Source organism: Burkholderiales bacterium (genome assembly GCA_035560005.1).
In the GTDB taxonomy this organism is placed as follows: domain Bacteria; phylum Pseudomonadota; class Gammaproteobacteria; order Burkholderiales; family Eutrophovitaceae; genus DASRFY01.
On sequence record DATMAN010000057.1, the window covers coordinates 1 to 24,355 of the forward strand.

The window sequence follows — 24,355 nt, forward strand, 5'->3', positions numbered from 1 at the left end:
CTGAGCCAGGATCAAACTCTTCAGTTCAATCACTGCTGCTGCCCGATTGCTCGGGCCGCCCAAACGTTCACTCTCAAAGAATCCACCAAGGATCCTTCAAAAAACGCATGAGCACTTCGTCAAACTTCAAGTCACCCAGCACCAAGATCCAGGCCCCCAGGCCACCTCTCTCGGCCCCTCAAGCCCAAATCCCTTCGCACCAGGCAGGCGCAATTCCCCCCGCGCTTCCACTCAAAGCACCCCAAAGCACCCACACGCTTCGGCTGTTCAGATTGTTAAAGAGCGGGATAGAAAAAATTGGTTGCGGGGATAGGATTTGAACCTATGACCTTCGGGTTATGAGCCCGACGAGCTGCCAGACTGCTCCACCCCGCGACCGTGTGAGCCGAAGATTCTAACAATCGGCACCTTGCAGCGTCAACGTAACAGCTCAGCCTGGTTCGAGCAGCCAAATGCCGATGGCCAACGACGCGCTACGCTGGAACGGCCGCCCCCTCCTTCCGCGGCGGTGCCGGGCCTTCTAGGCCACCTCTATGGCCAGCAACGCCCCTCGCGGTTCTCAATATTGTCGAACAGAATGTTAAGAGCTAAACATCAAGTTGTTTCTAAGTTAATGGACCGGCTCTGCAGGCGCTGCGCTCCAACGGGTCGTGTCCAAGTCAGCCACTCTTGGAGAAGTCGTAGCTGAGCTTTCCACCAGGGACCCCAAGTCGTCGAGCGGTGGCAACTCCTCCAGCGAGCGCAGCCCAAGGTCGTCGAGGAATGCTCTAGTCGTCGCATACAGTGCCGGCCGCCCGGGTGCTTCCTTGTGGCCGACCACGTCGATCCATCCCCTGGATTCGAGGACCTTCAAGATGTTTGACGAGACGGTGACGCCGCGGATTTCCTCGATGTCGCCTCGCGTAACTGGCTGACGATATGCAATGATTGCCAATGTCTCGAGCACGGCGCGAGAGTATTTGGGTGGCTTGTGGGGATTGAGGCGGTCCAGATATGGCTGGAACTCCGACCTCACCTGAAAACGCCAACCTGAAGCTACACTCTTGAGTTCGACGCTGCGGTTATCCCACTCAGCCCTCAGTTCCTCCAGAACGCGTCGAATCAGGTCCAGCCCATAGTCCTGGTCGAACAATCGGCGCAGATCCCCTAATGCGATCGGCTCTGGACTGGACAGCAGCGCCGCCTCTAGCACGCGCTTGATGATTTCCAACTCAGACTGCGGCAAGTCCATGATTCAACCTGATGTATATCGGTGAAAAGACCCCTTGCTGGGCCACCTGAACGAGGTTTTCGCGCGCGAGTTCCAATACCGCGAGAAAGGTCACAATGAGCACCGGGGCGCCCCGGGTGACATCGAACAGATCCTCGAACCTGACGAATTGCAGGTTCTGCAGGCGTCGCAAAATCAAGGTCATATGCTCGCGAACCGAGAGTTCTTCGCGAGTAATCCGATGATGCCGACGTACCCGGGCCCTGGCCAGGAGACCAAGCCAAGCTGCTCTGAGGTCCTCGGGATGGACGTCCGGGAGTCGTTCTTCGGCAGCCCTGTCCAACCAGACCTGAACGACAGCGAAATCGCGCCCCGCCTGCGGGAGTTCGTCGATCTTACGCGCGGCAAGTTTCATTCGTTCGTATTCCAGCAGCCGCCGCACCAGTTCCGCGCGAGGGTCTTCTTCCTCGGTCGACGGGGACACCTGCCTTGGCAGCAGCATCCGGGACTTGATCTCGATCAGCATTGCCGCCATGAGCAGATACTCCGCAGCCAACTCGAGATGTTGCGAGCGCATCATCTCGACATAATGCAGGTATTGACGGGTCAGTTCCGCCATCGGGATATCCAGTACATCGAGGTTATTGCGCCGGATCAGGTAAAGCAGCAGGTCAAGCGGTCCCTCGAATGCCTCGAGGAAGACCCTCAGGGCGTCTGGCGGGATGTAAAGGTCGGCCGGAACGTCGACAATCGCTTCACCCCGATAGCGGGCGACCGGAGCCGGCGAAGGAGCGCTCGATGCAGTTTCAGTAATCACGGTCCAGCATGTTAACCGCCTTTTGCCGGAATCGGCACTCGGCTGGCGGCCATGCTAGCAGCGCTGCGGAACATGCTGTTCCAAGTTGCTTGAAAATCAGCAAACAGCTGCCGTCCAATGCTAGCCCGCCCCAGCCGCAACCGCTGCGCTTTGCGGTGGTCGCACTCGCTCGAACGCGATCCTTCCTTCGGTCATGGTGACACGGATCGTGTCCTTGGGGCCATAGCGTCCCTCCAGCATCTCGCGAGCCAAAGGATTTTCTAGCATCTGCTGGATGGCCCGTTTCAGCGGTCGCGCTCCGTAGACCGGATCGAAGCCGATTCTCGCGAGTTCCGCAAGGACACTATCATCGACCTGCAGCTTCATTTCCATTGCCGCCAGCCGCCGCTCCAGGTGGCCGAGCTGGACCCGGGCGATCGACTTGATGTGCTGCTCGTCCAGCGCGTGGAACACCACGACTTCGTCGATGCGGTTGATGAACTCGGGGCGGAAGAAGCTCTTCACTTCGCCCATCACCGCCAGCTTGATCACCTGATAGTCGTCTCCTGCCATCTGCTGGATCATCTGCGACCCGAGGTTGGAAGTCATCACGATGACCGTATTCTTGAAGTCAACCGTGCGTCCCTGGCCGTCGGTCATGCGCCCGTCATCGAGCACCTGCAGCAGCACGTTGAAGACTTCCGGATGCGCTTTCTCGATTTCGTCGAGCAGGATGACCGAATACGGTTTGCGCCGCACCTGCTCGGTCAGCTGGCCACCCTCCTCGTAACCCACGTACCCCGGCGGCGCACCGATCAACCGCGCGACGGAGTGCTTCTCCATGTACTCGCTCATGTCGATCCGGATGAGGTGCTCTTCGGAATCGAACAGGAATTCTGCGAGCGCCTTGCACAACTCGGTCTTGCCTACCCCGGTGGGGCCGAGGAAGAGGAATGAACCGTAGGGCCGGTTCGGGTCCGCAAGCCCTGCGCGAGAGCGGCGTATGGCGTCGGCGACCAGTCTCACGGCTTCGTCCTGCCCGACAACGCGCTGGTGCAGCCGCTCCTCCATTTTTATCAGCTTTTCGCGTTCGCCTTCCATCATCTTCGCGACCGGGATTCCGGTCCATCGCGACACCACCTCCGCGATTTCCTCGGTACCGACCTGGGTGCGAAGCAGTCTGAACACCTGCTTCTTGCCGTTTCCCGTCTCGGCCTTCTTGAGCTGTGTCTCGAGCTGCGGAATCCGTCCGTACTGCAGCTCGGATACTTTTTGCCAGTCACCCTTGCGCTTGGCCGCTTCCATTTCAAATCGCAGCCTGTCGAGTTCTTCCTTGATGTGCTGAGCGCCCTGGACCTGGGCTTTCTCGGACTTCCAGACTTCCTCCAGGTCCGAATACTCGCGCTCGATCCTCTTGATCTCTTCTTCGATTAGCGCGAGGCGCTTTTTGGATGCTTCATCCGTCTCCTTGCGTATCGCCTCGCGCTCGATCTTGAGCTGGATCAACCGCCGGTCGAGACGATCAAGGGCCTCGGGCTTGGAGTCGATCTCCATCTTGATCCGAGCCGCGGCCTCGTCGATCAGGTCGATCGCTTTGTCTGGAAGGAAGCGATCGGTGATGTAGCGATGCGACAGTTCCGCTGCCGCCACGATCGCCGGATCGGTGATCTCCACACCATGGTGCAGTTCGTATCTCTCCTGCAAGCCCCGCAGGATCGCGATCGTGTCTTCGACCGTGGGTTCTTCCACGAGCACTTTCTGGAAGCGACGTTCCAGCGCGGCATCTTTCTCGATGTACTTTCGATATTCGCTTAACGTCGTCGCGCCGATGCAGTGCAACTCTCCGCGCGCCAGGGCGGGCTTGAGCATGTTGCCAGCGTCGATCGCGCCCTCGGCCTTGCCGGCACCCACCATCGTATGCAGTTCGTCGATGAAGACGATCGTCCGGCCTTCGTCCTGCGCCAGCTCCCGCAGAACACTCTTCAGCCGTTCCTCGAACTCTCCGCGGTACTTGGCCCCTGCCAGCAGGGCAGCCATGTCCAGTACCAGCACCCGCTTGTCCTTCAGAGAGTCTGGCACTTCGCCGTTGACGATTCGCTGGGCGAGTCCCTCCACGATCGCCGTCTTGCCCACCCCGGGCTCGCCGATCAGCACCGGATTGTTTTTGGTGCGGCGCTGAAGGATCTGGATAACGCGACGGATCTCATCATCGCGGCCTATCACCGGATCGAGCTTGCCCTGGCGGGCCCGCTCGGTCAGATCCAGCGTGTACTTCTTGAGCGCCTCGCGGCTGGATTCCGCCTCGGCGCTGGTGACGCTTTCTCCGCCACGGACCGCGACAATCGCCTGTTCCAGCGCCTTTCGGTTGGCGCCATGCTGTTTGAACAGCCGACCTGTCTCGCCTTTGTCCTCAAGCAGCGCCAGCAAAAACAGCTCCGAGGCCACGTACTGGTCGCCCCGTTTTTGCGCCTCCTTGTCGACCAGATTGAACAGGTTCGCCAAGTCACGGGACAAATTGACTTCCCCCCCATGGCCCTCAACCTTGGGTAGCCGGTTGATGGAGGCCCGCAGCGCTTCCCGCAAGGACTGCACGTTCACGCCGGCTCGCGCCAGCAGCGAACTGGTGCCACCTTCCTGCTGATCGATAAGTGCCGCGAGCAGGTGTTGCGGCTCGATATAGGGATTGTCCTGACCGACCGCCATGCTTTGCGCGTCGGCCAGCGCTTGTTGAAAGAGTGTGGTCAGTCTGTCCAGTCGCATGATTGCATCCCCCTTGGCATTTGGTGCCTAGGTGGGGGTTGTGGCGCGCTTTTCAACCGCAGGCACCAGCTGAAGTTGCCCGCTCGGTCCAAAACTGGCAAATTTGATTCGAGTTCCTGCACAAGTACCCCCGATCGACGACCAGTGGACCTGCGCCGGTTTATCGTGTTCTTGCTGATCGCGTTGCCCTGCACGGCCAGGGGGGATGACGTCGCCGCTCGCATGCAGGCCGCGCGTATCGTGGCCAACGAGCTGGCGCAAAAGCTCGGGGCCGCGCTCCGGGAGCAGTTGGCAGCTTCTGGCCCCGAAGGAGCCATCAGCGTGTGCAAAGACATGGCGCCGCAACTGGCTGGTGAACTGTCCCGGCGGACCGGGTGGCGCGTGGCTCGCGTCAGTCTCAGGACCCGCAATCCCCTGCTCGGTCTTCCCGACGCATGGGAACAGCTCGCTCTGCAGCGCTTTGACCAAGCCGCTGTGCGCGACGAGGCCCCCGAGAAGCTCGAGTTCGGCGAAATCGTCGTCGAGCCGCAAGGACAGTACTTCCGCTATGTGAAAGCTCTTCCGGTTCAGCCTCTGTGTCTGATCTGTCATGGTCCACAGGAGGTCATTGCAGAATCGGTGAGGAGCAGGCTTGCAGCCGAGTATCCCCATGACCGGGCGACCGGTTATGTAATGGGGCAGATCCGGGGTGCGGTCACGATCAAGCAGCCCCTCCGGGGAACCGCGCCGTGATTTTTCGTCAGCTGTTCGACCCGGGCTCCGCGACCTATACCTATCTGCTTGCATGTGCGCGCACGCGCGAAGCGGTGCTCGTGGATCCGGTGCGCGAGCAGTTCGAGCGCGACCTCGCCGTGATCGGCCAACTGGCCCTCAGACTCATGTACATCCTCGAGACGCACGTGCACGCCGACCACGTCACGGGAGCGCGCCGGCTGCGTGAGAGAACCGGTGCAAGAACCGCGGTGAGCCGCCATTGCGGGGCAAGCGGCTACGACCGACTGCTCGATGAAGGCGACGTGATCGTATTCGGCGACGAGGTGCTGCGTGCTATCGCTACGCCTGGCCACACGCCGGGCAGTACCTGTTTTCTGTGGCGCGACCGGCTGCTCACTGGGGATACGCTGTTGATCGGCGGCTGCGGCAGGACGGACTTCCAGCATGGTGATCCTGCCCTGCTCTACCAGAGCATCACCCGTCGGCTGTTCCAGTTGCCCGACGATACCTTGGTCTATCCAGGCCATGACTACAAGGGGCGGCGGGTCAGTACCATCGGGGAGGAACGCACGACCAACCCGCGGCTTGCTGGCAGATCCCAGGAGGAGTTCGTCGAGATCATGAAGAATCTCGATCTGCCGCTACCGAGCCGGTACGACGAGGCCGTGCCCGCCAATCTGCGCGGCGGAGACGGCTGAGCAGCCCGACCAGTGACCGCCTATCGCTGAACAAGACAATGCCTTCCCAGATCGGTGCCGTCGCATTCGATGCGTACGGAACGCTCTTCGACGTGCATTCGGTCGCGGCCGAGTGCGAACGGTGCTTTCCCGGCCTGGGGGCCCGGTTCTCGGCCCTCTGGCGCACCAAGCAGCTCGAGTACACTTGGCTGAAGAGCCTGATGGGGCGCTATGAAGCGTTCGAGGCAATTACGCGTGCGGCGGCCAAGACCGCGGCGGCCAACCTTGGGCTGGAGCTTTCGCATGCCACGCTCGAGCAATTGATGCGCGCCTATGACCGGCTCTGTCTGTTTCCGGACGCGAAAGAAGCCTTGGCCTCGCTCGACAGACACCGGCGCGCCATTCTTTCCAATGGCTCGCCGCGCATGCTCGACGCAGTGGTTTCAAATTCAGGCCTGGGCACACTGCTAGACCGCGTACTGAGCGCCCACGAGGCTGGCATATTCAAGCCGCATCCATCGGTCTATGCACTGGTTTGCACCGCGTTTGCGCTCCAACCAGGCGCAGTCGCCTTTGTCTCGTCCAATTTCTGGGATGTCGCGGGCGCATCCTCGTTCGGCTTCCGCACCTTCTGGATCAACCGAACGCAGTCCCCGCCCGAAGAGCTGGGCTGCCAGCCAACCGCCGTATTGACCAGCCTTACGGAGCTCGCTTCAAGGTTGGCCGGCTAGCGCTGTGGTTCCAAATTGCATGCACGTGCCGGACCTGGCTTCGGAAGTACGACGAAATGTCGCTGCCGCCTTGGTCGAAGACCTTGGCAGCGGAGATATCACTGCTGCGCTCGTTCCCGAGGCGGCTGAAGCCCGGGCCCATGTCATCACGCGGGAAGACGCAGTTCTGTGCGGCTGCGCCTGGTTCGAGGAAGTCTTCAGGCAGCTCGACTCTTCAGTACGCGTTTCATGGCAGGTTCCGGAAGGCTCGCGCCTGCGCACCGGCAGCACCATCTGCGAACTCGTCGGGAAAGCGCGCCCTCTGTTGAGCGGTGAGCGCACTGCGCTTAATTTTCTTCAGCTGCTTTCTGGCGTCGCTACCAGAACGCGACGCTACGTGGATACAGTGGCCGGAACCCGTGCAAAGATTCTCGATACCCGCAAGACACTCCCGGGGCTGCGCAGTGCGCTCAAATATGCCGTGAGAACGGGCGGAGGAACCAATCACCGCATGGGGCTCTACGATGGCGTCCTGATCAAGGAAAACCATATTGCGGCGGCGGGCGGCATCGCACAGGCTCTGGCCGCGGCTCGCGCGCTCGCGCCGTCGTTGCCGATTCAGATCGAGGTCGAAAGCCTCGCCGATCTCGCGTGTGCCATCGAGAACGGTGCAAGGCTGATCCTGCTCGACAATTTCGGCGTCGAAATGCTGCGCGAAGCGGTGCGAGTAGCGAACGGGCGCGCCGAATTGGAAGCCTCTGGTGGCATCACACTCGACAATCTGCGCGCCGTGGCGGAAACCGGCGTGGATCGCATCTCGATCGGAACTCTGACCAAGGATATCGAGGCAATCGACCTCTCGATGCGTTTTCTTTGATACCGCAAGGTGTCGTCCGCGGTTGCCAAGTGCGCCTGAAGCTGCAGCCGCCGTACCCGGTACCCGTACCACACGACGAATTACTTGCGCAGATGGTCGGTAATTACGCGTTCGATCGCGACACGGGAGGCGTCCACCACCATGGGTTGGGCGCTCTGGGCCATGGCCGTGTCCGGATCTTTCAGGCCATGGCCGGTCAGGGTGCAAACGATGGCACTGCCCTGCCCGATCACCCCGCGCGCGAGATCCTTGATCACGCCCGCCACCGAGACCGCCGAAGCCGGCTCGCAGAAAATTCCTTCGCAATCGGCGAGCAGTTTCTGCGTCTTGAGGATCTCCGCATCCGTGCACTCGTTGAACCAGCCGCCCGATTCCGTCTTGGCTGCCCAGGCGAGCTTCCAGGAAACCGGATGACCGATCCGGATGGCGGTGGCCACGGTTTCTGGGTCGTCCACCATCTGCCCACGGAGAAAAGGTGCCGCGCCCGCAGCCTGGTAGCCGATCATGATCGGACGGCGCCTCGCCAGACCGCCCGTGCGGTAAGCAAAGCTGCCTTCGAGCGGCGGTGCGCTCTCGGTCGGCACACCCAGCGCTTCGCTGTAACCGATCCAGTGCGCGGAGATATTTCCGGCATTGCCGACGGGCAGCGCATGGTAATCCGGCGCATCGCCCAGCGCCTCGACGATCTCGAAGGCAATGGTCTTCTGGCCATGCAGGCGATATGGATTGATGGAATTGACGATGTTCACCGGCATGTTGCTCGCGACCTCCTGCACAAGGCGCATGCCGTCGTCGAAGTTGCCGCGGATCTGGATCACCACCGCGCCGTGCATCATGGCTTGCGAGAGCTTGCCTAGTGCGATCTTTCCTTCCGGAATCAACACGAAGCAGGTTATCCCGGCCCGGGCCGCGTACGCGGCGGCGGCGGCGGAGGTGTTGCCGGTCGAAGCACAAATGATCGCGCGAGCCCCGGCCTCGACCGCTTTGGTCACTGCCATCGTCATGCCCCGGTCCTTGAACGAGCCGGTCGGATTGAGTCCTTCGAACTTGCACAGGATGCGTACGTCGCAGCCCAGCCGCTTGGGCACATTGTGTAGCTCGATGAGCGGCGTGTTGCCCTCGTTGAGCGTGATAATCGGGCTGTGCGCGCCGACCGGCAACCGCTCGCGGTAGCGATTGATCAATCCGGTGTAGTGAGCCGCCATCGCTATTTCCCGTCCAGGGACTCGATGCGGATGCGCGTGATTTTCTCCGCGACCACGGGCAATGCTTCGATGCGCGCGATCGCGATATCGACGTTCTTCTCGCGCGTCTTGTGCGTGAGCATGATGATGTCGACCTGTTGCTCGCCCTCCGGAGGCTCGCGCTGCAACATGGCCTCGATGGAGATCGACAGATCGGCCAGTATCCGCGTGATGTCGGCCAGCACACCGGGACGGTCCAATACCCGCATCCGCAGATAGTAGGAGGTCTGCACCTGCGGCATCGGCAGAATGGGCACGTCCGACAGCCGGTCAGGCTGAAACGCAAGATGCGGAACCCGGTGCTCCGGATCGGCGGTATGCATGCGCGTGACGTCCACGAGGTCCGCCACGACCGCCGAGGCCGTAGGCTCCGCGCCTGCGCCCGCTCCGTAGTACAGCGTCGGCCCGACCGCATCGCCTTTGACGAGGATCGCGTTCATCGCCCCTTCCACGTTGGCGATCAGGCGTCGGCGCGGAATGAGGGTCGGGTGCACACGCAACTCGATACCTTCCGGCGTGCGTTTTGTAATCCCCAGCAGCTTGATGCGATAGCCGAACTCCTCGGCACAGCGGATGTCTTCCTTGGTCAGCCGCGAGATGCCCTCGGTGTAGGCCTTGTCCAGTTGCATGGGAATACCGAAGGCAAGAGCGGCCATGATGGTGAGCTTGTGCGCAGCATCCACGCCCTCGATGTCGAAGCTCGGGTCGGCTTCGGCATAACCGAGCCGTTGCGCCTCGCGCAGCACCTCCTCGAAAGCGACACCTTTGTCGCGCATTTCAGAAAGGATGAAATTGGTCGTTCCGTTGATGATGCCCGCGATCCACTCGATGCGGTTGGCGGTCAGCCCCTCGCGGAGCGCCTTGATGATCGGAATGCCGCCGGCGACTGCCGCCTCGAAGGCCACCATCACGCCTTTGCGCTGCGCTGCGCGGAAGACTTCGTTGCCGTGCCGGGCCAGCAGCGCCTTGTTGGCAGTGACAACGTGCTTGCCCTCCTCGATCGCACCCAGAACGAGTGTTCTCGCAGTGTCTGTTCCGCCAATCAGTTCAACCACGATATCGATGTCCGGATCGCGCACCAGCAGGAACGGATCGTCGGTCAGACGTACCTCCGGGCCAACCACCTGGCGCGCCTTTTCCAAGTTGCGCGCGCAGCCCATTGTGACCCGGATTTCGCGGCCGGCGCGGCGGCTGATCTCCTCGCGGTTACGACGCAATACCGTGTAGGTACCGCCGCCCACCGTTCCGATGCCGAGCAAGCCGACGTTGATCGGTTTCATGTCAGCTCCTTTTTGAATCAGCATCCGGTGATCGTAAAATCTTCACGGCAATGGGGTCGCGCCCTTTCGCGCCGAACGCGACTCGGTCCGGACAGCCTGCGGTGGGCGGTCGCTTGAGGCGCAACCGGCGCCCGGTCAGTCCGCTCAGGCGGACGACCCGGACCTCATTCTGAATCATCGCGGGATTGGCCGGCGCCAACCGGCCCGCGCTCGAGTTGCCTTCAGCCTGTGGAGACCAGGCGCGGCGGCGTCATCAAGCCGTCGCGCCGGAACATCTCCTTGATGCCGCGAACGGCCTGGCGAATCCGCGCCTCGTTTTCGATCAGCGCAAAGCGCACGTGATCGTCACCATACTCGCCAAAGCCGACTCCCGGCGACACCGCCACCCTGGCGTCGCCGAGAAGCTTCTTGGCGAATTCCAGCGAACCCATCGCCTTGTACGGCTGCGGAATCTCCGCCCACACGTACATCGAGGCCTTGGGCACTTCGACCATCCACCCGGTCTCGTGCAGTCCCTTGACCAGCACATCGCGGCGCTTCTGGTATTTCGCGCAGATCTCGGCCACGCACTCCTGCGGCCCTTCCAGCGCTGTGATCGCGGCGACCTGGATCGGGGTGAAGGTACCGTAATCATGATAGCTCTTGATGCGTCCTAGCGCGGCCACCAGATCTCGGTTTCCGACCATGAAGCCCACCCGCCACCCCGCCATGTTGTAGCTCTTGCTCATGGTGAAGAACTCCACCGCGACATCTCTTGCACCGGGCACCTGCATCAGCGAAGGCGCCTTCCAGCCGTCGAAACAGATGTCGGCGTAGGCTAGATCGTGCACCACGAGAATATCGTGCTCCCGAGCCAGCGCGACGACGCGCTCGAAGAATTCCAGTTCGACGCACTTGGCGGTCGGATTGCTCGGGAAACCGAGGATCATCATCTTCGGTTTCGGAATCGATTCGCGGATCGCCCGCTGCAATTCCTCGATGAAATCGACCCCCGGTGTCATGCGCACGGAACGGATGTCGGCTCCGGCGATCACAGCCCCGTAGATGTGAATCGGGTAGCTGGGGTTGGGCACCAGCACCGTGTCGCCGTGATCCAGCGTGGCCAGCATCAGATGCGCCAGCCCTTCCTTCGACCCGATGGTGACAATCGCTTCCGAATCGGGATCGAACTCCACCCCGAAGCGTGTCTGATACCAGTTGCAGATCGCCCGGCGCAGCCGCGGGATGCCCTTGGACACCGAATAGCCGTGAGTGTCGTTGCGCTGCGCCGCTTCAACGAGCTTCTCCACGATATGCCTGGGCGTAACTCCGTCGGGGTTGCCCATGCTCATGTCGACGATGTCCTCGCCACGTCGCCGAGCCGCTTGCTTCAGCTCGCCGGTGATGTTGAATACATAGGGTGGAAGTCGCCGGATGCGCGGGAATTCCTTCATATTTGAATCTGCCGGACCGTGGACCTAAGCCATTGAAAGCTATAATGCTACCGGAAGCGTTTGCGCGCAGCAAAAAAACCTCACGGGAAGCATTCGAGTGAAATTGCATCTGACCACCGCCGACGGTCGCAATTTCTTCACCGCCTATGGACCCGGCTACGTGAAGGTGGGCAACGTGCGCCATGAGCGCAGCATCGTGGTTCTCCCGGACCGGGTGATCGAGAACTGGAGTGCAGTTTCGGGTGAACCGCTGGACGAGACCGCGGTGGCGCTGCTGGCGAAGCTCGGCGTGGAGATCGTGTTGCTCGGAACCGGCGAGAGTCTCGCCTTTCCTGAGCCTCGCGTGCTGCGCCCGCTAGTCGAGGCCGGGATCGGCTTTGAGGTGATGGACACGCGCGCCGCCTGCCGCACGTACAACATTCTGACGGCGGAGAACCGCAAGGTCGCAGCGGCGCTGATTCTGTAGTGCGTCGGCAACATTGGCGAGGCCGGGCGGCGCGCACCGTCTTTATGGCCTCATGCCGGAAATAAGGCGCGAGGCCGACGTGCGGGCCGCGAGCCCGAGCAGCGCTCAGCCAAAGCTGCCAAAGCGCGGCCGTTCAATCATCGATTCCGGACAGGGCTCGCAGATGTGCCGCCACGCTGCGCGCCAGCGCGCTCAGTTCATAGCCGCCTTCAAGCACGGACACGATCCTTCCGCGCGCCGAGCGCAGCGCCTGCTCACGGAGGCGACACGTCACCCAGGCGTAATCGGCTTCGGTCAGATTGAGCATCGCCATGTCGTCGTCGCGATGGGCATCGAAGCCTGCCGAAACGTAGATCATCTGGGGCGCGAACCGTTCGAGCGCAGGCATCCAGATCTGCTCCACCGCTTCCCTGAACTCGCGACTGCCGCTGTAGGCGGCCAGCGGAACGTTGACCATGCGCGGCGAGCGCGCATCGGTTCCGCTGTACGGGTAGAACGGATGCTGAAAGGTCGATACCATCATTACGCGCTCGTCCCGCGCGAAGATGTCCTCGGTACCGTTGCCGTGATGTACATCGAAGTCGACGACGGCCACTCGCTCCAGGCCGTGAGCCTCGAGCGCGTGAGCCACTCCCACCGCGACATTGTTGAAGAAGCAAAACCCCATGGCGCGGCGGCGTTCGGCGTGATGTCCGGGAGGGCGCACACAGCAGAAGGCGCTCTCGGCTTGCCCGGAGATCACCAGGTCGGTGGCTGCGACCGCCGAGCCGGCCGCGCGCAGCGCCGCCTGCCAGGAGTGCGGACACATCGCCGTGTCCGGATCGAGATGCACGATGCCGTGGCGCGGAACCGAGGACTGGAGCGCGTCGTAATAGGCCGGATCATGGACTCTCAGGATCTCCTCGCGGCTGGCGAGCGGCGCGTCTCGTTCAATCAAGTGCTGGAGCAGTCCGGTAGCGAGAAGATGATCCTCGATTGCATCGAGCCTGGCCGGACTCTCCGGGTGGTGCGCGCCCATATCGTGGAGCCGGCAGTCGGCATGGCGTAGTAAAGCGGTCGGCATCGCATCGGATCTCGACGTAGGCGATGATCTTAAATCTGGCTGTATCGCCTTGTCCACGCGAGCGGTAGCGTGTACAAGCTTGGTTTCGAAGGTCGTATCGAACGCGAAGCCCCCGCGCTCAAGCGCGTGGCCTGGTCGCTGGCGCACGTCTGACCTCTGCCCTGAGGTAAACTCTCGCCACGCCGGCAACCTTTCTTCCGGCCAGCCGCCCAGGTACGCAGACCGAATGGCACGCCCGATCGAAGCCGTCGTTGCCCAGATCAGCCGCATCATCCTCGGCAAGGAGCACCAGATCCGTCTCACGCTGGCTTGTCTGCTTGCCAGAGGACATCTGCTGATCGAAGATCTTCCCGGTGTAGGCAAGACTACCCTGGCACACGCGCTGGCCAAATCGTTGGGACTGGACTTTCAGCGCATCCAGTTCACCAGCGACCTGCTCCCCGCCGACATCCTGGGCGTATCGGTGTTCGACCGCAACAGCGGGTCGTTCAAATTTCATCCGGGTCCGGTGTTTTCGCAGGTCATTCTGGCCGACGAAGTCAACCGGGCCACACCCAAAGCGCAGAGCGCGTTGCTGGAGGCGATGGAAGAGCATCAGGTAACCATCGAAGGACAGACGCGGCCGCTTCCCGAGCCCTTTTTCGTCGTGGCGACGCAGAATCCCTCGCACCAGATCGGGACGTTCCCGCTTCCGGAGTCTCAGCTCGACCGCTTCCTGATGCGGATTCATCTCGGTTATCCGGATGCCAGCGCCGAGCGCGCGTTGCTGGAGGGTCGTGAACGGCGCGACATGATCGTGGATCTCGCGCCCGTGATCACGCCGCAGGAACTGGTTCCGTTACAGCGGCGGGTGCGCGAAATTTTCACGGCTCCGGCCCTGCTCGACTACCTTCAGGCGCTGATCGCGTACACGCGCCGTTCGGCCGATTTCGTCACCGGCTTGAGCCCGCGCGCCGGCCTGTACCTGCTCAACGCGGCGCGCGCTTGGGCCTTCATGGACGGTCGCCGCGAAGTCATTCCGGAAGACCTTCAGGCGGTGCTGCCCAGCGTGGTGGGGCACCGGCTGCATCCGGTGAACGGATATGCCTCGCTGTCGGGCATGGACCTGACGCAACGCCTGCTCGAAGAGGTGGCGATCCCCTGATGGCAGCGGATACCTCGGCCGCGCGCGATTGTCGCAGGCTGGGAAAGCGAGGATTGCCGCTGCGGTCGCGCTGCTCGGCAGACGCGCTTGTAATGCGATGCGCCTGAGCCGCATGCCGCCATCGGGTTTTGCCTCGGGTTCTCGTTCTGCGCTGGCATTGCGCGAGCGCATCGGAGACTGGATTTCTCCGCCAAGAGGCCCGGAATCGGGTCCGGTCGAGCTAACCCAGCGGCGCGTGTACATCCTTCCCACTGGCACCGGAGTGCTGTTCGCCGGGACGCTCGTGCTGATGCTGATCGGTTCGATCAATTACAACCTGAGCCTTGGTTACGGCCTGACGTTTCTGTTGGCGGGGACGGGCGTCGTGACGATGTTGCATACTTGGCGCAATCTTGCCCATGTGCAGCTGCGCCCCGGCAAGTCCATGCCGGTGTTTGCCGGTGATCGGGCGCGCTTCGTCGTGTTCGTGTCGGATCCCGGACGACTGACCCGCATCGGCCTGGCGGTGCAGTTTGCCGGACAGCAAGCCGCTTTCTTCGACCTGCCGGCCGCTGGCGAAACCGCGGTGAGAATTCGATTGCCCGTCACTCGCCGCGGCGTGTACCGGCCGGGACGGTTCCGGATTTTCACGACCTATCCGCTGGGCCTGTTCTACGCGTGGGCCAACGTCGAGCTCGACCTGTTCTGCCTGGTCTATCCAGCACCGGAGGCTGGCGTGGTGCCCCTGCCCGAAGAGCGGGCCGGCGCGGGGCAGGGGGTCGTCAGCACAAGAGGTGAAGAGGACTTCGCCGGATTGCGGCCTTACCACATCGGCGACTCGACGCGCCGCATCGCCTGGAAGGCCGTGGCACGCAGCGGCATCTTCGTCACCAAGCAGTTCGCGGGATCCGCGGGTGCCGATTTGTGGCTCGACTTGGCCGACACGCCAGCCAGCCTCGGACTCGAAGCGCGTCTGTCGCGGCTGGCGCGCTGGGTGATCGACGCCGATGCCTGTGGCGCGCGCTACGGCTTGCGCCTTGCCGGCAAGGAAATCGATCTCGGTGCGGGCGAAGGGCATCGCGCGCACTGCTTGGGCGCGCTCGCGCTGTTTCAGAGCAGCGAACGGGAATGACGACGACGGCTGCGCTGGGTCCGCGCAACCTTGCGGCGATCGTGATCTCGGTGGCGGTGGTCATGGCACCGCACGCGGCCCGCTCGCCGCTCTGGACCAGCGGCTTGTGTTGCCTAGCACTGGGGCTGCGGGTCTATCTCGGGTGGCGGCGCAAAGCAGCTCCCCGCCGCTGGATCGTCTTGGCGCTCGCGGCGGCGGGCGCGATCGGCGTGATCCTGTCCTACCGCACTCTGCTCGGGCGCGACTCGGGCGTGACTCTGCTGTTGGTGATGGCTGCGCTGAAGGTCCTTGAAATGCAGCACCCCCGCGACGTCACGGTGGTGATCGTGTTGAGCTATTTTCTTTCCATCACGAATTTCTTCTACACGCAAAGTATCCCTACAGCGCTCTACACGCTTGCCGCGGTGTGGCTGGTGACCGCGATGGTGGTAAGCCTGCAGCACCGGGCAGCGCCCGCGCGCCTGGCGTTCGTGGCACGCACCAGCGGCGTGCTGCTGCTCCAGGCGACGCCCCTGATGCTGCTGCTCTTCATCCTGTTTCCGCGAGTACAGGGGCCGCTGTGGGGGTTGCCGCAGATTCAAAGCGCAGCGCGCAGCGGGCTGTCGGACACGATGTCGCCCGGTACCATCGCCGATCTTTCGCTGTCCGACGAGATTGCGTTTCGCGCCGAATTCCTGACTCCGCCGCCCAACCCGCAGCAACTGTACTGGCGCGGCCCGGTCATGTGGGACTACGACGGCCGCACCTGGCGCACGGGGCTGCCGACTTCCCTGTCGTCTCCGCCCCACGAGAAGCGTTCCGCGCCAATCAGCTATGCGGTGACGCTGGAACCGCACCAGGAACGCTGGCTCTTTCTGATCGATCTGCCGTCTGGGCTGCCCCCGCGCAGCCTGCTCACGCGCGACTATCAGGTGCTGTCCTTTCGCCCGGTGCGCGAGCGCATCCGCTACGAGGCACAATCGGTGCTCGCCTACCGGATCGGTGCAGAGACGCTGCAGGGCGAGTTGCAGCGCGCGCTGAGTCTGCCCGACCAAGCAGCGCCCGAGGCGCGGGCGCTGGCGCGCGGCTGGCGTGCGGAAAGCAGCGACCCGCGAGCGCTCGTCGAACGCGCGCTGCAGATGTTCCGCGATCAGCCCTTCGTCTACACCTTGGCGCCACCTGAGCTGACGAAGGATCCGGTCGATCAGTTTCTGTTCGAGACGCGGCGTGGGTTCTGCGAGCACTACGCGTCGAGTTTCACGGTGCTGATGCGCGCCGCCGGGGTCCCGGCGCGCGTGGTGACCGGCTATCTCGGCGGAGAACTCAATCCGCTGGATGGCTACCTAGTCGTGCGCCAGTCGGAGGCTCACGCTTGGAGTGAAGTGTGGATTCCCGATGAAGGATGGGTGCGCGTCGATCCGACCGCGGCGGTCTCTCCCCTGCGAATCCAGCAAGGGCTGGCCACGGCCGTGCCGGCCGGCGATCCGTTGCCGCTGTTCAAGCGGGTGCGTGCGGAGTGGCTGCGCAAGGTGCGCCACACCTGGGATGCGGTCGGAAACAGCTGGAACCAGTGGGTACTCGGCTACAGCCCGGAGCGCCAGAACCGGTTGCTGACCACTATCGGATTCCCCGACGTGACCTGGCGCGATCTGATTGTCGCGCTCAGCGCGACGACTGGCGCTGTTGTTCTGGCCTTTATGCTGGTCATGTTCCGGCGCTTGCGCACCGGACGCAGGGATCCGGTCCAGCGGCTCTGGCTGCGGTTCTGCGAACTCATGGCGGCGCGCGGGCTGCCGCGCGGGCCGGCCGAGGGGCCGCGCGATTTCGCGCAGCGTCTTGCTGGGTCGCTGCCGCATTTGCGCGAGCGGATCGAGCAGATCGCGGCGCTGTATATCACGCTGCGCTACGGGCGCGAGCCGGACTCCGGTCAGCTCGCCCGCCTGCGCGGTCTCATCGGCGCACTGGGTTAAATCCGCACTTTGCTGCAGCAAGCGGGCCGCCGCGCGCCGCCAACCGATCCGCCCTAGAGCAGCGTTTCGCGCGACATGCCCGCGCGGCGCAGGATCTTGCGCAGCGAAGCGAGCGCCTCGATCTGAATCTGGCGTACCCGCTCGCGGGTCAGGTTAAGGTTGCGTGCCAGCTGCTCCAGGGTCTGGATGTCGGAGCCATTCAGGCCATAGCGGCGCTCGATCACGTTGCGGTGGCGCTCGGAGAGCTGCGACAGCCATTGGCGCACGTAGCCGGCGATCTCTGCGGCCTCCAGCCGGACTTCCGGCGCTGGCGTGGTCTCGTCGGCGATAGACTCGCCGATCGAGAGCATGGGATCAATTTCCAGCGGCGCATCGAGCGAGGTCATGCGCTCGTTGAGCGCGAGCAGCCGCCGTACGTCCTCCACGGTATATCCGAGCAGATGCGCCACGTCCTCGGGCGAAGGTTCGCGCTCGGAGTGGGTTTCGAGATGGCGCATCGCGCGCAGCACGGTGTTGAGTTCCTTGATCACGTGCACCGGCAGGCGGATGGTGCGCGATTGATACATGATCGCCCGTTCGATCGACTGCCTGATCCACCAGGTCGCATACGTGGAAAAGCGGAATCCGCGGTCCGGGTCGAACTTCTCCAGCGCATGGATCAGGCCGAGATTGCCTTCCTCGATGAGATCGAGGAGCTGCAGTCCTCGGCCGCTGTAGTGCTTGGCGATGTTGACCACCAGCCGCAGGTTGTGTTCGATCATCTTCTGCCGGGCCAGGAAGTCGCCCTGCTTCGCCAGCCTGGCATAGGTTTGTTCTTGATGTGCGGTCAGCAGCTCGTTCTGACCGATGTCGTTGAAATAGAGCTGGGTGACGTCGCTCAACAGGTCGGCATTGAGGAAATCGTCGCCGCTGTTGTCCTCGGACGGCGCCGATGGCTCGCTTTCTTCTTCCTGCGCCGGCAGGTATTCCTCGTTCATGAACTCTTTTCGGGCAAGTATTTCAGCGGATCGATGGGCTTGCCCAGCCGTCTGATCTCGAAATGCAAGCCCACCCGGTCGCTGTCGCTGTCGCCCATCTCTGCAATCTTCTGCCCCTGCGCAACCGTCTGCCCTTCCCTCACTAGCAGCTGGCTGTTGTGCGCATACACGCTCAAGTAGCTTGCGTTGTGCTTGATGATGATAAGTTTGCCGTACCCCCGCAGTCCACTGCCGCTGTAGACGACCCTGCCCGGAGCGCTTGCCAGCACCGGCTGCCCGATGGCACCGTCGATGCCGATGCCCTTGAAGTTCGGTCCTTCGCCGAACCCGTACAGCAGGCGGCCGTTGGTCGGCCATTCCCAGGTAAGCCGCTCGTCCGCAAGGTCGCTCATGCCGGCTTGTACAGATCTTGGGGCGCTTGCCGCCGGTTTCGGCGCCGCCGCCGCGGGTGGTGGCGAAGGCGGTGCCGCCGCGGTAGTCGGCGTGCGTCTGTGCACGGCGCTGCCGTACTGAGTAAGTTCGGCCAGCGCCTGCTCCGAGTAAGCCATGCGCCTGGCTTTAGGTTCGGTCAACGTAGGCACTGGCGGCGGTGCGGGCACCTTGGCGGGCGCGATCGTCGCGGGCGGCAGCGCAACCGGCTCGGGCGTCGCCAGGACGGCGGAATCGCCCGGAGGAAACAGCCGCAGGCGCTGGCCGACCTGAATGTAGGCAGGATCGGAGAGATCGTTCCAGGCGGCGAGATCGCGGTAATCGTGGCCATGGTCCAGCGCGATGCTGTAGAGCGTGTCGCCGCGCTTGACCGCGTAGTATTCAGGCCGCCAGTCGCCCTCGCGATACGGACGAATGGCCGGCGCATCGGCCTCCACCTCCTTTGGCGCCGAGGTCGGTGCCGCGGCGCGAACCGCAGGCGCCGGTTCCGGCGCTCCTACAGGTGCGGCCACCGGAGACCCGACCGGCTTGTCGAGGGAAGCGGTCGGCTTCGGTGGGAAGTCGCGCGCGGGCAGCGGTGGTCTGGGTGGCTCTACCGCTTTTGCTGCGCTAGCCGTCGTTGAAGGCGCCGGCGCGGGCCCGGCAGAGGGCATGGATGGCCCTGATGCGCTGCCCGTGCCACTGGGCGAGCGATCGATGATCGGTGCCGGCACATCGGTTGAGGCGCACCCTGCCAGGACCGCAAGGCCGCAGAGCGCTATCCCGATACGTATCATGCCGATACTCCACCCAGCAGCGGAACGAACTTCACCTCATCCAGCGTAGACTGCTCCACCCCAGCCGCGGTGCGGGCAATCAGCATCAGTCTTTGTTCGCGCGTGCCGAGCGGCAGAACCAGACGGCCGCCCTCCGCGAGCTGTTCGGTGAGCGCTTCGGGAACGTGGCTGGCCGCCGCGGACATGATGATCGCGTCGAAAGGCGCTGCTTCCTTCAGTCCCCGGTGGCCGTCGGTGTGTTTCAGTCTGACGTTACGGCAATTCAGCTCGCGGAGGCGCGTCCGCGCCTTGGCGATAAGGCCCGCGATGCGCTCGACAGAATAGACTTCCCGTGCCAACCGCGACAGGATCGCGGCCTGGTAGCCGCACCCGGTGCCGATCTCCAGTACACGCCCGAGTGGACGTCCGGCGCGGGCCAACTCGCACATGCGCGCCACGGTAAACGGGTGAGAAATGGTCTGGCCGAAGCCGATCGGAAGTGCGACATCGTCGTAGGCACGACTCGCGAGGGCTTCATCCACGAAGATGTGGCGCGGCACGTCGGACATCGCGCCGAGCACGACTTCGTCGCGAATCCCCTCCGTGCGCAACCGTTCGACCATGCGCAGGCGAGTGCGCTGCGAAGTCATCCCGATCCCGGACAGACGCGAGCTCATGGCACCAGCGCCGTCTCGCTTTGCGTGGCCTGTAGCCATTGCCGCACAGCGTCCAGACTGGCGTACTGCGTCAGATCGATCTGCAGCGGCGTGATCGACACCCGGCTCTCGGCGAGCGCGTGAAAGTCCGTGCCCTGCCCCGCATCCTGCGCATCGCCCGCCGCGCCGATCCAGTACACCGTTTCTCCACGCGGGTTCTTGGCCCTGATGACGCCCTCGGCTTTGTGGCGCCTGCCCAAGCGGGTAACCTCCACTCCGCGCAGGGCTTCGACAGGAACATCGGGAACATTCACGTTGAGCAGCACGGGGGTGGGGATCGGGTGCTGCCGAAAGCGTCGAATCAGGTCGCACGCTACGCGCGCCGCGCTCGCGTAGTTGCCGCCCTGCTTGCTGGCCAGGGATATAGCGAGTGAGGGGATACCGAGAAGAAAGCCTTCAGTCGCGGCCGCCACGGTCCCGGAGTAGATCGTGTCGTCTCCCATGTTCGCACCGTGATTGATGCCGGAGATCACCATGTCGGGGGGCGCTTCCAGCATTCCGGTCACGGCCAGGTGTACGCAGTCGGTGGGCGTGCCGTTGACATAGTAGAAGCCGGTATGGGCGCGCTTGACCTGCAGCGGGCGGTCGAGCGTGAGCGAATTACTGGCACCGCTGCGGTCGCGTTCCGGAGCGACGACCACGACATCAGCGAGCTTGGACACGGCTTCGGCCAGGATGGCGAGGCCTGGCGCGAAATACCCGTCATCATTGCTCAGCAAGATTCGCATGTCGGGGAGGTGCGGAAGATGCGAGATCGAATGACGGAACCGGAAAGATCTCCTTCCACCCGTCCACTCTGTTCAGGTATTGGCTTCCTCGTGTTTGCGCCGGAGGACTGGTCGGGGCGGCGAGATTCGAACTCGCGACCACCTGCACCCCATGCAGGTACGCTACCAGGCTGCGCTACGCCCCGTGACGGCTTGCGATTATATCAGCCGCAGTCCAGCGTTCGCGCGCAGGGTGCTCAGCTGCCCAGCAGCTCGATCACGCTCTGGATTTCCTTGCGCAGCTGCGCGGGTGAGAGCTTCAGGGAAGCGCCCGGCTTGTCGTCGCCGGCGCTCTGGTCGAGCCGCGCGCGCGCGCCGCTGATGGTGAAACCCTGCTCATAGAGCAACTCGCGGATCCTGCGGATGAGCAGCACTTCGTGATGCTGATAGTAACGGCGGTTGCCGCGCCGCTTGACCGGCTTGAGCTGCGTGAATTCCTGCTCCCAGTAACGGAGAACATGGGGCTTGACGCCGCACAACTCGCTGACTTCACCAATGGTGAAGTAGCGCTTGGCCGGGATCGGCGGCAGCTGCGTCTTACGGCTGCTGCTGTTGCTGTGACTGCTGCTGGTGCTGCTCTCCATGGTAATTCTTCTCTACCATCGCCTTGAGTTTCTGGCTGGCATGAAACGTCACGACGCGCCGCGCCGTGATCGGAATTTCCTCCCCGGTCTTGGGGTTGCGTCCGGGGCGCTGCGGTTTGTCCCTCAGTTGAAAATTGCCAAAGCCGGACAGCTTGACGCCTTCTCCGCGCTCCAGCGCCTGGCGCACCTCCTCGAAGAAGGATTCAACCATGTCTTTGGCTTCGCGCTTGTTCAGCCCGACCTTTTCAAATAGAAGATCGGCCAAGTCGGCTTTGGTGAGCGTCATGGTTTCCCCTTAATGCCTGAGCTTTGCTCCGTATTGTTGCTCCAGGACTTCAAGTAGACCCGCAACCGCGGCGTCCACCTCCGCGTCGGTGAGAGTTTTTTGAGTATCTTGCAATAACACCCGGAAAGCAAGACTTTTTTTCCCTGGACCGACACCTTTCCCGCGGTACATGTCGAACAGCGAAATGCTCTCTACGATCGCTGTTCTGCGCGCCTGCATGGCATCCAGAAGAGCCTGGACCGGGTAGCGCTCATCCACCTCCACTGCGAGATCGCGGCGCACCGGAGGGAACTTGGAGACTTCCCGGTAACGCGGAACCGGCTGATGTTGCGCCGCCTCAGCTTCGACCTCGAAGACCACCGCGGGCGCGGGAAGCTCGTACTTCTGGACCCAACGGGGATGAAGTTCCCCGATCCATCCGGCGGCATGTCCATCGAGCAGCACGCGCGCGCAACGCCCCGGATGAAACGCCGGATGGGTCCCAGACTCGAAGCGTGCTTTTCGCGGCGCCAACATCGCTTCCAGGTCCGCCTTGACGTCGTAAAAATCGACCGGCCGCTCCGCCTCGCCCCATTGCGCCTCCAGCGCGGGACCCAGAGCCGCCGCCGCCACCCGCAGCGGCTGGCGCAGTCCCGCGACCTTCAACGGCCCGTCGCCGCTTCCAGGATCCCGAAGGAACACGCGCCCGATTTCGAAGATCCTGACGCGCGGCAGCTTGCGCGCCACGTTGTATCGGAGCGCATTGACCAGGGATCCGATCAGGGATGAGCGCATGACCGACAGCTGGCTGGCGATCGGGTTGAGGACCCTGATCGGATGGTCCTCGCCGGCAAAATCGCGTTCCCACTGCGCATCGACGAAGCTGAAATTGATGACTTCCTGGTAGTCGCATGCCGCCAGGCGCTCGCGCAAGGCGTGCAGGGGCAGCTGCGCCTCCGCCGTGGCGCGCATGCGTGCCTGGCCTCGCGGGGGTTGTGCCGGGATCCGTTCAAAGCCGTAGACGCGCGCGATCTCTTCGATGAGATCCTCCTCGATTTCCAGATCAAAACGGTAGGATGGCGGGGTCACCGCAAACACGTCGTCCTGGACCGTGAATGGCAGCGAAAGCCGCTCGAAGATGTCAGCCGCCTCCTGGCGCGAGACCGCTATGCCGAGCACCTTTCGGGCGCGCTCCAGCCGCATGCGCACTGGCAGCCGTTCAGGCAGGCTAGCGACCTGATCAACGACCGGCCCGGGCTCTCCTCCGCAGATCTCCAGGATCAGCCGCGTGGCCCGCTCGATTCCGTCGACGTTGCTGCGGAAATCCACACCGCGCTCAAAGCGGTGCGAGGCGTCGCTTGCCAGGTTCCAGCGCCGCGCGCGACCGGCGATCGCCGCAGGGTAAAAGAACGCCGCCTCGAGGAATACGTGCACGGTATCCAGATCCGCCTTGGTGGACTCACCGCCCATGATTCCGGCCAGGCCGATCACCCCGGAGGAGTCGGCGATGCAGAGCACCGACTCGTCGAGCTCCACCTCCTGCTCGTTGAGCAACCGCACCCGCTCGCCGCGCTGCCCGAAGCGTACGTCGATCGGTCCCTCGAGCTTATCCAGGTCGTAGACGTGCAAGGGCCGGCCCAGCTCCAGCATGACGTAGTTGGTGACGTCCACCAAGGCCGAAATGCTGCGCTGACCGGCTCGCTCCAAGCGCTGCCGCATCCAGATTGGCGTCGCGGCCCGGGCATTGACGTTGCGGATGACGCGTCCGGTGAAACGGCCGCAGCCTTGCGGATGGGTGATGCGTACCGGATGCGCCCAGTGGCCAACAGCCGGCACCGGCGAGATCACCGGCGGCGCGAGCCTGCAGCGGCTCAGCGCCGCCAGCTCGCGCGCCACTCCCAGCACGCTCAGGCAATCGGCGCGATTGGGCGTTAGCTTGATGGTGAGCACGCGGTCGTCCAGCACCAGCACCTCACGCAGGTTTCGCCCTACCGGAGCCTCTTCGGGCAGTTCGAGCAAGCCCGCATGATCTTCCGACAGCCCCAGCTCGCGGGCCGAACACAGCATCCCGGTGCTTTCCAGACCACGGACTTTGGTGGTCTCGATCCGGATCGGCTGGCCCCCTGCGCCCGGCAGTAGAGCGCCCACCACCGCCAAGGGCGCCTTCATTCCCGGCCGGACGTTTGGCGCCCCGCACACCACCGTCACGCAGCGAACGCCGTCATCGACTTGGCACACCGTCAGCTTGTCGGCGTTCGGGTGCTTGTCGACCGAGACGACTTTCGCCACGACTACGCCCGAGAAGTCAGGCGCAACCGGCTCGATCGATTCCACCTCGAGGCCCGACATCGTGAGCAGATGCGCGACCTGCGCAGTCGAGAGCGGCGGATCGACCATGCTTCGCAGCCAGCTTTCAGGTACCTGCATG

General features: G+C 63.3%; 21 protein-coding genes, 2 tRNA genes and 1 pseudogene. 8 read left to right on the forward strand and 16 right to left on the reverse strand.

Going from position 1 to position 24,355, the window contains the following annotated elements:
• Positions 1-298: 298 nt before the first annotated feature.
• The 4 genes and pseudogenes from VNM24_08470 to clpB all read right to left on the reverse strand — a co-directional run bounded on the left by VNM24_08470 (position 299) and on the right by clpB (position 4,766).
• Positions 299-375: transfer RNA gene (locus VNM24_08470), tRNA-Met, on the reverse strand.
• 334 nt (positions 376-709) lie between these two features.
• Positions 710-1,231: pseudogene (scpB, locus tag VNM24_08475) on the reverse strand (SMC-Scp complex subunit ScpB).
• Positions 1,212-2,027 (reverse strand): ScpA family protein, encoded by an 816-nt coding sequence (locus VNM24_08480; GenBank protein ID HWQ38627.1) that lies wholly within the window; start codon positions 2,025-2,027, stop codon positions 1,212-1,214. Before VNM24_08480 ends, scpB begins: the two are co-directional and overlap by 20 nt.
• Positions 2,028-2,147: 120 nt before the next feature.
• On the reverse strand, positions 2,148-4,766 hold the full coding sequence (gene clpB / locus VNM24_08485; GenBank protein HWQ38628.1) for an ATP-dependent chaperone ClpB: 2,619 nt from the start codon (positions 4,764-4,766) through the stop codon (positions 2,148-2,150).
• Between the two features lie 144 nt (positions 4,767-4,910).
• On the opposite strand from clpB, the gene VNM24_08490 reads away from it, so the two are divergent.
• From VNM24_08490 to nadC, 4 genes are all read left to right on the forward strand, one after another.
• Positions 4,911-5,498: a DUF3365 domain-containing protein gene (locus VNM24_08490; GenBank protein HWQ38629.1), complete on the forward strand. Its 588-nt coding sequence runs from the start codon at positions 4,911-4,913 to the stop codon at positions 5,496-5,498.
• On the forward strand, positions 5,495-6,178 hold the full coding sequence (locus tag VNM24_08495) for an MBL fold metallo-hydrolase (protein HWQ38630.1): 684 nt from the start codon (positions 5,495-5,497) through the stop codon (positions 6,176-6,178). Before VNM24_08490 ends, VNM24_08495 begins: the two co-directional genes overlap by 4 nt.
• Before the next feature lie 92 nt (positions 6,179-6,270).
• Positions 6,271-6,888 carry a haloacid dehalogenase type II gene (locus tag VNM24_08500; GenBank protein ID HWQ38631.1) on the forward strand — a complete coding sequence of 206 codons (618 nt, stop codon included), beginning with the start codon at positions 6,271-6,273 and terminating at the stop codon, positions 6,886-6,888.
• A 19-nt stretch (positions 6,889-6,907) separates the two neighbouring features.
• A complete protein-coding gene (gene nadC, locus VNM24_08505) occupies positions 6,908-7,744 on the forward strand; it encodes a carboxylating nicotinate-nucleotide diphosphorylase (protein ID HWQ38632.1) in 837 nt (278 codons plus the stop codon).
• Positions 7,745-7,824: 80 nt separating this feature from the next.
• On the opposite strand, the gene thrC is transcribed toward nadC, so the two are convergent.
• The 3 genes from thrC to alaC all read right to left on the reverse strand — a co-directional run bounded on the left by thrC (position 7,825) and on the right by alaC (position 11,701).
• Positions 7,825-8,955 (reverse strand): threonine synthase, encoded by a 1,131-nt coding sequence (gene thrC / locus VNM24_08510; protein HWQ38633.1) that lies wholly within the window; start codon positions 8,953-8,955, stop codon positions 7,825-7,827.
• Positions 8,952-10,268: a homoserine dehydrogenase gene (locus VNM24_08515; GenBank protein HWQ38634.1), complete on the reverse strand. Its 1,317-nt coding sequence runs from the start codon at positions 10,266-10,268 to the stop codon at positions 8,952-8,954. The genes thrC and VNM24_08515 overlap by 4 nt, the downstream gene beginning before the upstream one ends.
• Before the next feature lie 221 nt (positions 10,269-10,489).
• Entirely contained in the window at positions 10,490-11,701 is a 1,212-nt protein-coding gene (gene alaC, locus VNM24_08520) for an alanine transaminase (GenBank protein ID HWQ38635.1), read from the reverse strand.
• A 97-nt stretch (positions 11,702-11,798) separates the two neighbouring features.
• On the opposite strand from alaC, the gene VNM24_08525 reads away from it, so the two are divergent.
• Positions 11,799-12,167, forward strand: a complete 369-nt coding sequence (locus VNM24_08525; protein ID HWQ38636.1) for an Mth938-like domain-containing protein — start codon at positions 11,799-11,801, stop codon at positions 12,165-12,167.
• A 133-nt stretch (positions 12,168-12,300) separates the two neighbouring features.
• Here VNM24_08525 and VNM24_08530 read toward each other — a convergent pair whose 3' ends face one another.
• Positions 12,301-13,230 carry a histone deacetylase family protein gene (locus VNM24_08530; GenBank protein ID HWQ38637.1) on the reverse strand — a complete coding sequence of 310 codons (930 nt, stop codon included), beginning with the start codon at positions 13,228-13,230 and terminating at the stop codon, positions 12,301-12,303.
• Positions 13,231-13,456: 226 nt separating this feature from the next.
• On the opposite strand from VNM24_08530, the gene VNM24_08535 reads away from it, so the two are divergent.
• The 3 genes from VNM24_08535 (at position 13,457) to VNM24_08545 (ending at position 17,434) form a co-directional block, all read left to right on the forward strand.
• Positions 13,457-14,374, forward strand: a complete 918-nt coding sequence (locus tag VNM24_08535) for an AAA family ATPase (GenBank protein ID HWQ38638.1) — start codon at positions 13,457-13,459, stop codon at positions 14,372-14,374.
• 157 nt (positions 14,375-14,531) lie between these two features.
• Positions 14,532-15,485: a DUF58 domain-containing protein gene (locus VNM24_08540; GenBank protein ID HWQ38639.1), complete on the forward strand. Its 954-nt coding sequence runs from the start codon at positions 14,532-14,534 to the stop codon at positions 15,483-15,485.
• Positions 15,482-17,434, forward strand: a complete 1,953-nt coding sequence (locus VNM24_08545; protein HWQ38640.1) for a DUF3488 and transglutaminase-like domain-containing protein — start codon at positions 15,482-15,484, stop codon at positions 17,432-17,434. Before VNM24_08540 ends, VNM24_08545 begins: the two co-directional genes overlap by 4 nt.
• 53 nt (positions 17,435-17,487) lie before the next feature.
• Here VNM24_08545 and rpoS read toward each other — a convergent pair whose 3' ends face one another.
• The 8 genes from rpoS to pheT all read right to left on the reverse strand — a co-directional run bounded on the left by rpoS (position 17,488) and on the right by pheT (position 24,354).
• Entirely contained in the window at positions 17,488-18,411 is a 924-nt protein-coding gene (gene rpoS, locus VNM24_08550) for an RNA polymerase sigma factor RpoS (protein HWQ38641.1), read from the reverse strand.
• A complete protein-coding gene (locus tag VNM24_08555; GenBank protein HWQ38642.1) occupies positions 18,408-19,277 on the reverse strand; it encodes a peptidoglycan DD-metalloendopeptidase family protein in 870 nt (289 codons plus the stop codon). The genes rpoS and VNM24_08555 overlap by 4 nt, the downstream gene beginning before the upstream one ends.
• Before the next feature lie 335 nt (positions 19,278-19,612).
• On the reverse strand, positions 19,613-20,272 hold the full coding sequence (locus tag VNM24_08560; protein ID HWQ38643.1) for a protein-L-isoaspartate(D-aspartate) O-methyltransferase: 660 nt from the start codon (positions 20,270-20,272) through the stop codon (positions 19,613-19,615).
• Positions 20,269-21,039 (reverse strand): 5'/3'-nucleotidase SurE, encoded by a 771-nt coding sequence (gene surE / locus VNM24_08565; GenBank protein ID HWQ38644.1) that lies wholly within the window; start codon positions 21,037-21,039, stop codon positions 20,269-20,271. The genes VNM24_08560 and surE overlap by 4 nt, the downstream gene beginning before the upstream one ends.
• A gap of 108 nt (positions 21,040-21,147) precedes the next feature.
• Positions 21,148-21,224: transfer RNA gene (locus VNM24_08570), tRNA-Pro, on the reverse strand.
• A gap of 51 nt (positions 21,225-21,275) precedes the next feature.
• Positions 21,276-21,662: a MerR family transcriptional regulator gene (locus VNM24_08575; GenBank protein HWQ38645.1), complete on the reverse strand. Its 387-nt coding sequence runs from the start codon at positions 21,660-21,662 to the stop codon at positions 21,276-21,278.
• On the reverse strand, positions 21,616-21,948 hold the full coding sequence (locus VNM24_08580; protein ID HWQ38646.1) for an integration host factor subunit alpha: 333 nt from the start codon (positions 21,946-21,948) through the stop codon (positions 21,616-21,618). Before VNM24_08580 ends, VNM24_08575 begins: the two co-directional genes overlap by 47 nt.
• A gap of 9 nt (positions 21,949-21,957) precedes the next feature.
• Positions 21,958-24,354: a phenylalanine--tRNA ligase subunit beta gene (gene pheT, locus VNM24_08585; GenBank protein HWQ38647.1), complete on the reverse strand. Its 2,397-nt coding sequence runs from the start codon at positions 24,352-24,354 to the stop codon at positions 21,958-21,960.
• Position 24,355 lies beyond the last annotated feature (1 nt).

Excerpts from the sequence above, each read along its gene's own strand:
- clpB (HWQ38628.1), bottom strand. The coding sequence starts at position 4,766 with ATGCGACTGGACAGACTGACCACACTCTTTCAACAAGCGCTGGCCGAC.
- VNM24_08515 (HWQ38634.1), bottom strand. The coding sequence starts at position 10,268 with ATGAAACCGATCAACGTCGGCTTGCTCGGCATCGGAACGGTGGGCGGC.
- rpoS (HWQ38641.1), bottom strand. The coding sequence starts at position 18,411 with ATGAACGAGGAATACCTGCCGGCGCAGGAAGAAGAAAGCGAGCCATCG.
- VNM24_08545 (HWQ38640.1), top strand. The coding sequence starts at position 15,482 with ATGACGACGACGGCTGCGCTGGGTCCGCGCAACCTTGCGGCGATCGTG.
- nadC (HWQ38632.1), top strand. The coding sequence starts at position 6,908 with ATGCACGTGCCGGACCTGGCTTCGGAAGTACGACGAAATGTCGCTGCC.
- alaC (HWQ38635.1), bottom strand. The coding sequence starts at position 11,701 with ATGAAGGAATTCCCGCGCATCCGGCGACTTCCACCCTATGTATTCAAC.
- VNM24_08575 (HWQ38645.1), bottom strand. The coding sequence starts at position 21,662 with ATGGAGAGCAGCACCAGCAGCAGTCACAGCAACAGCAGCAGCCGTAAG.
- pheT (HWQ38647.1), bottom strand. The coding sequence starts at position 24,354 with ATGCAGGTACCTGAAAGCTGGCTGCGAAGCATGGTCGATCCGCCGCTC.
- surE (HWQ38644.1), bottom strand. The coding sequence starts at position 21,039 with ATGCGAATCTTGCTGAGCAATGATGACGGGTATTTCGCGCCAGGCCTC.
- VNM24_08530 (HWQ38637.1), bottom strand. The coding sequence starts at position 13,230 with ATGCCGACCGCTTTACTACGCCATGCCGACTGCCGGCTCCACGATATG.
- VNM24_08560 (HWQ38643.1), bottom strand. The coding sequence starts at position 20,272 with ATGAGCTCGCGTCTGTCCGGGATCGGGATGACTTCGCAGCGCACTCGC.
- VNM24_08535 (HWQ38638.1), top strand. The coding sequence starts at position 13,457 with ATGGCACGCCCGATCGAAGCCGTCGTTGCCCAGATCAGCCGCATCATC.
- VNM24_08580 (HWQ38646.1), bottom strand. The coding sequence starts at position 21,948 with ATGACGCTCACCAAAGCCGACTTGGCCGATCTTCTATTTGAAAAGGTC.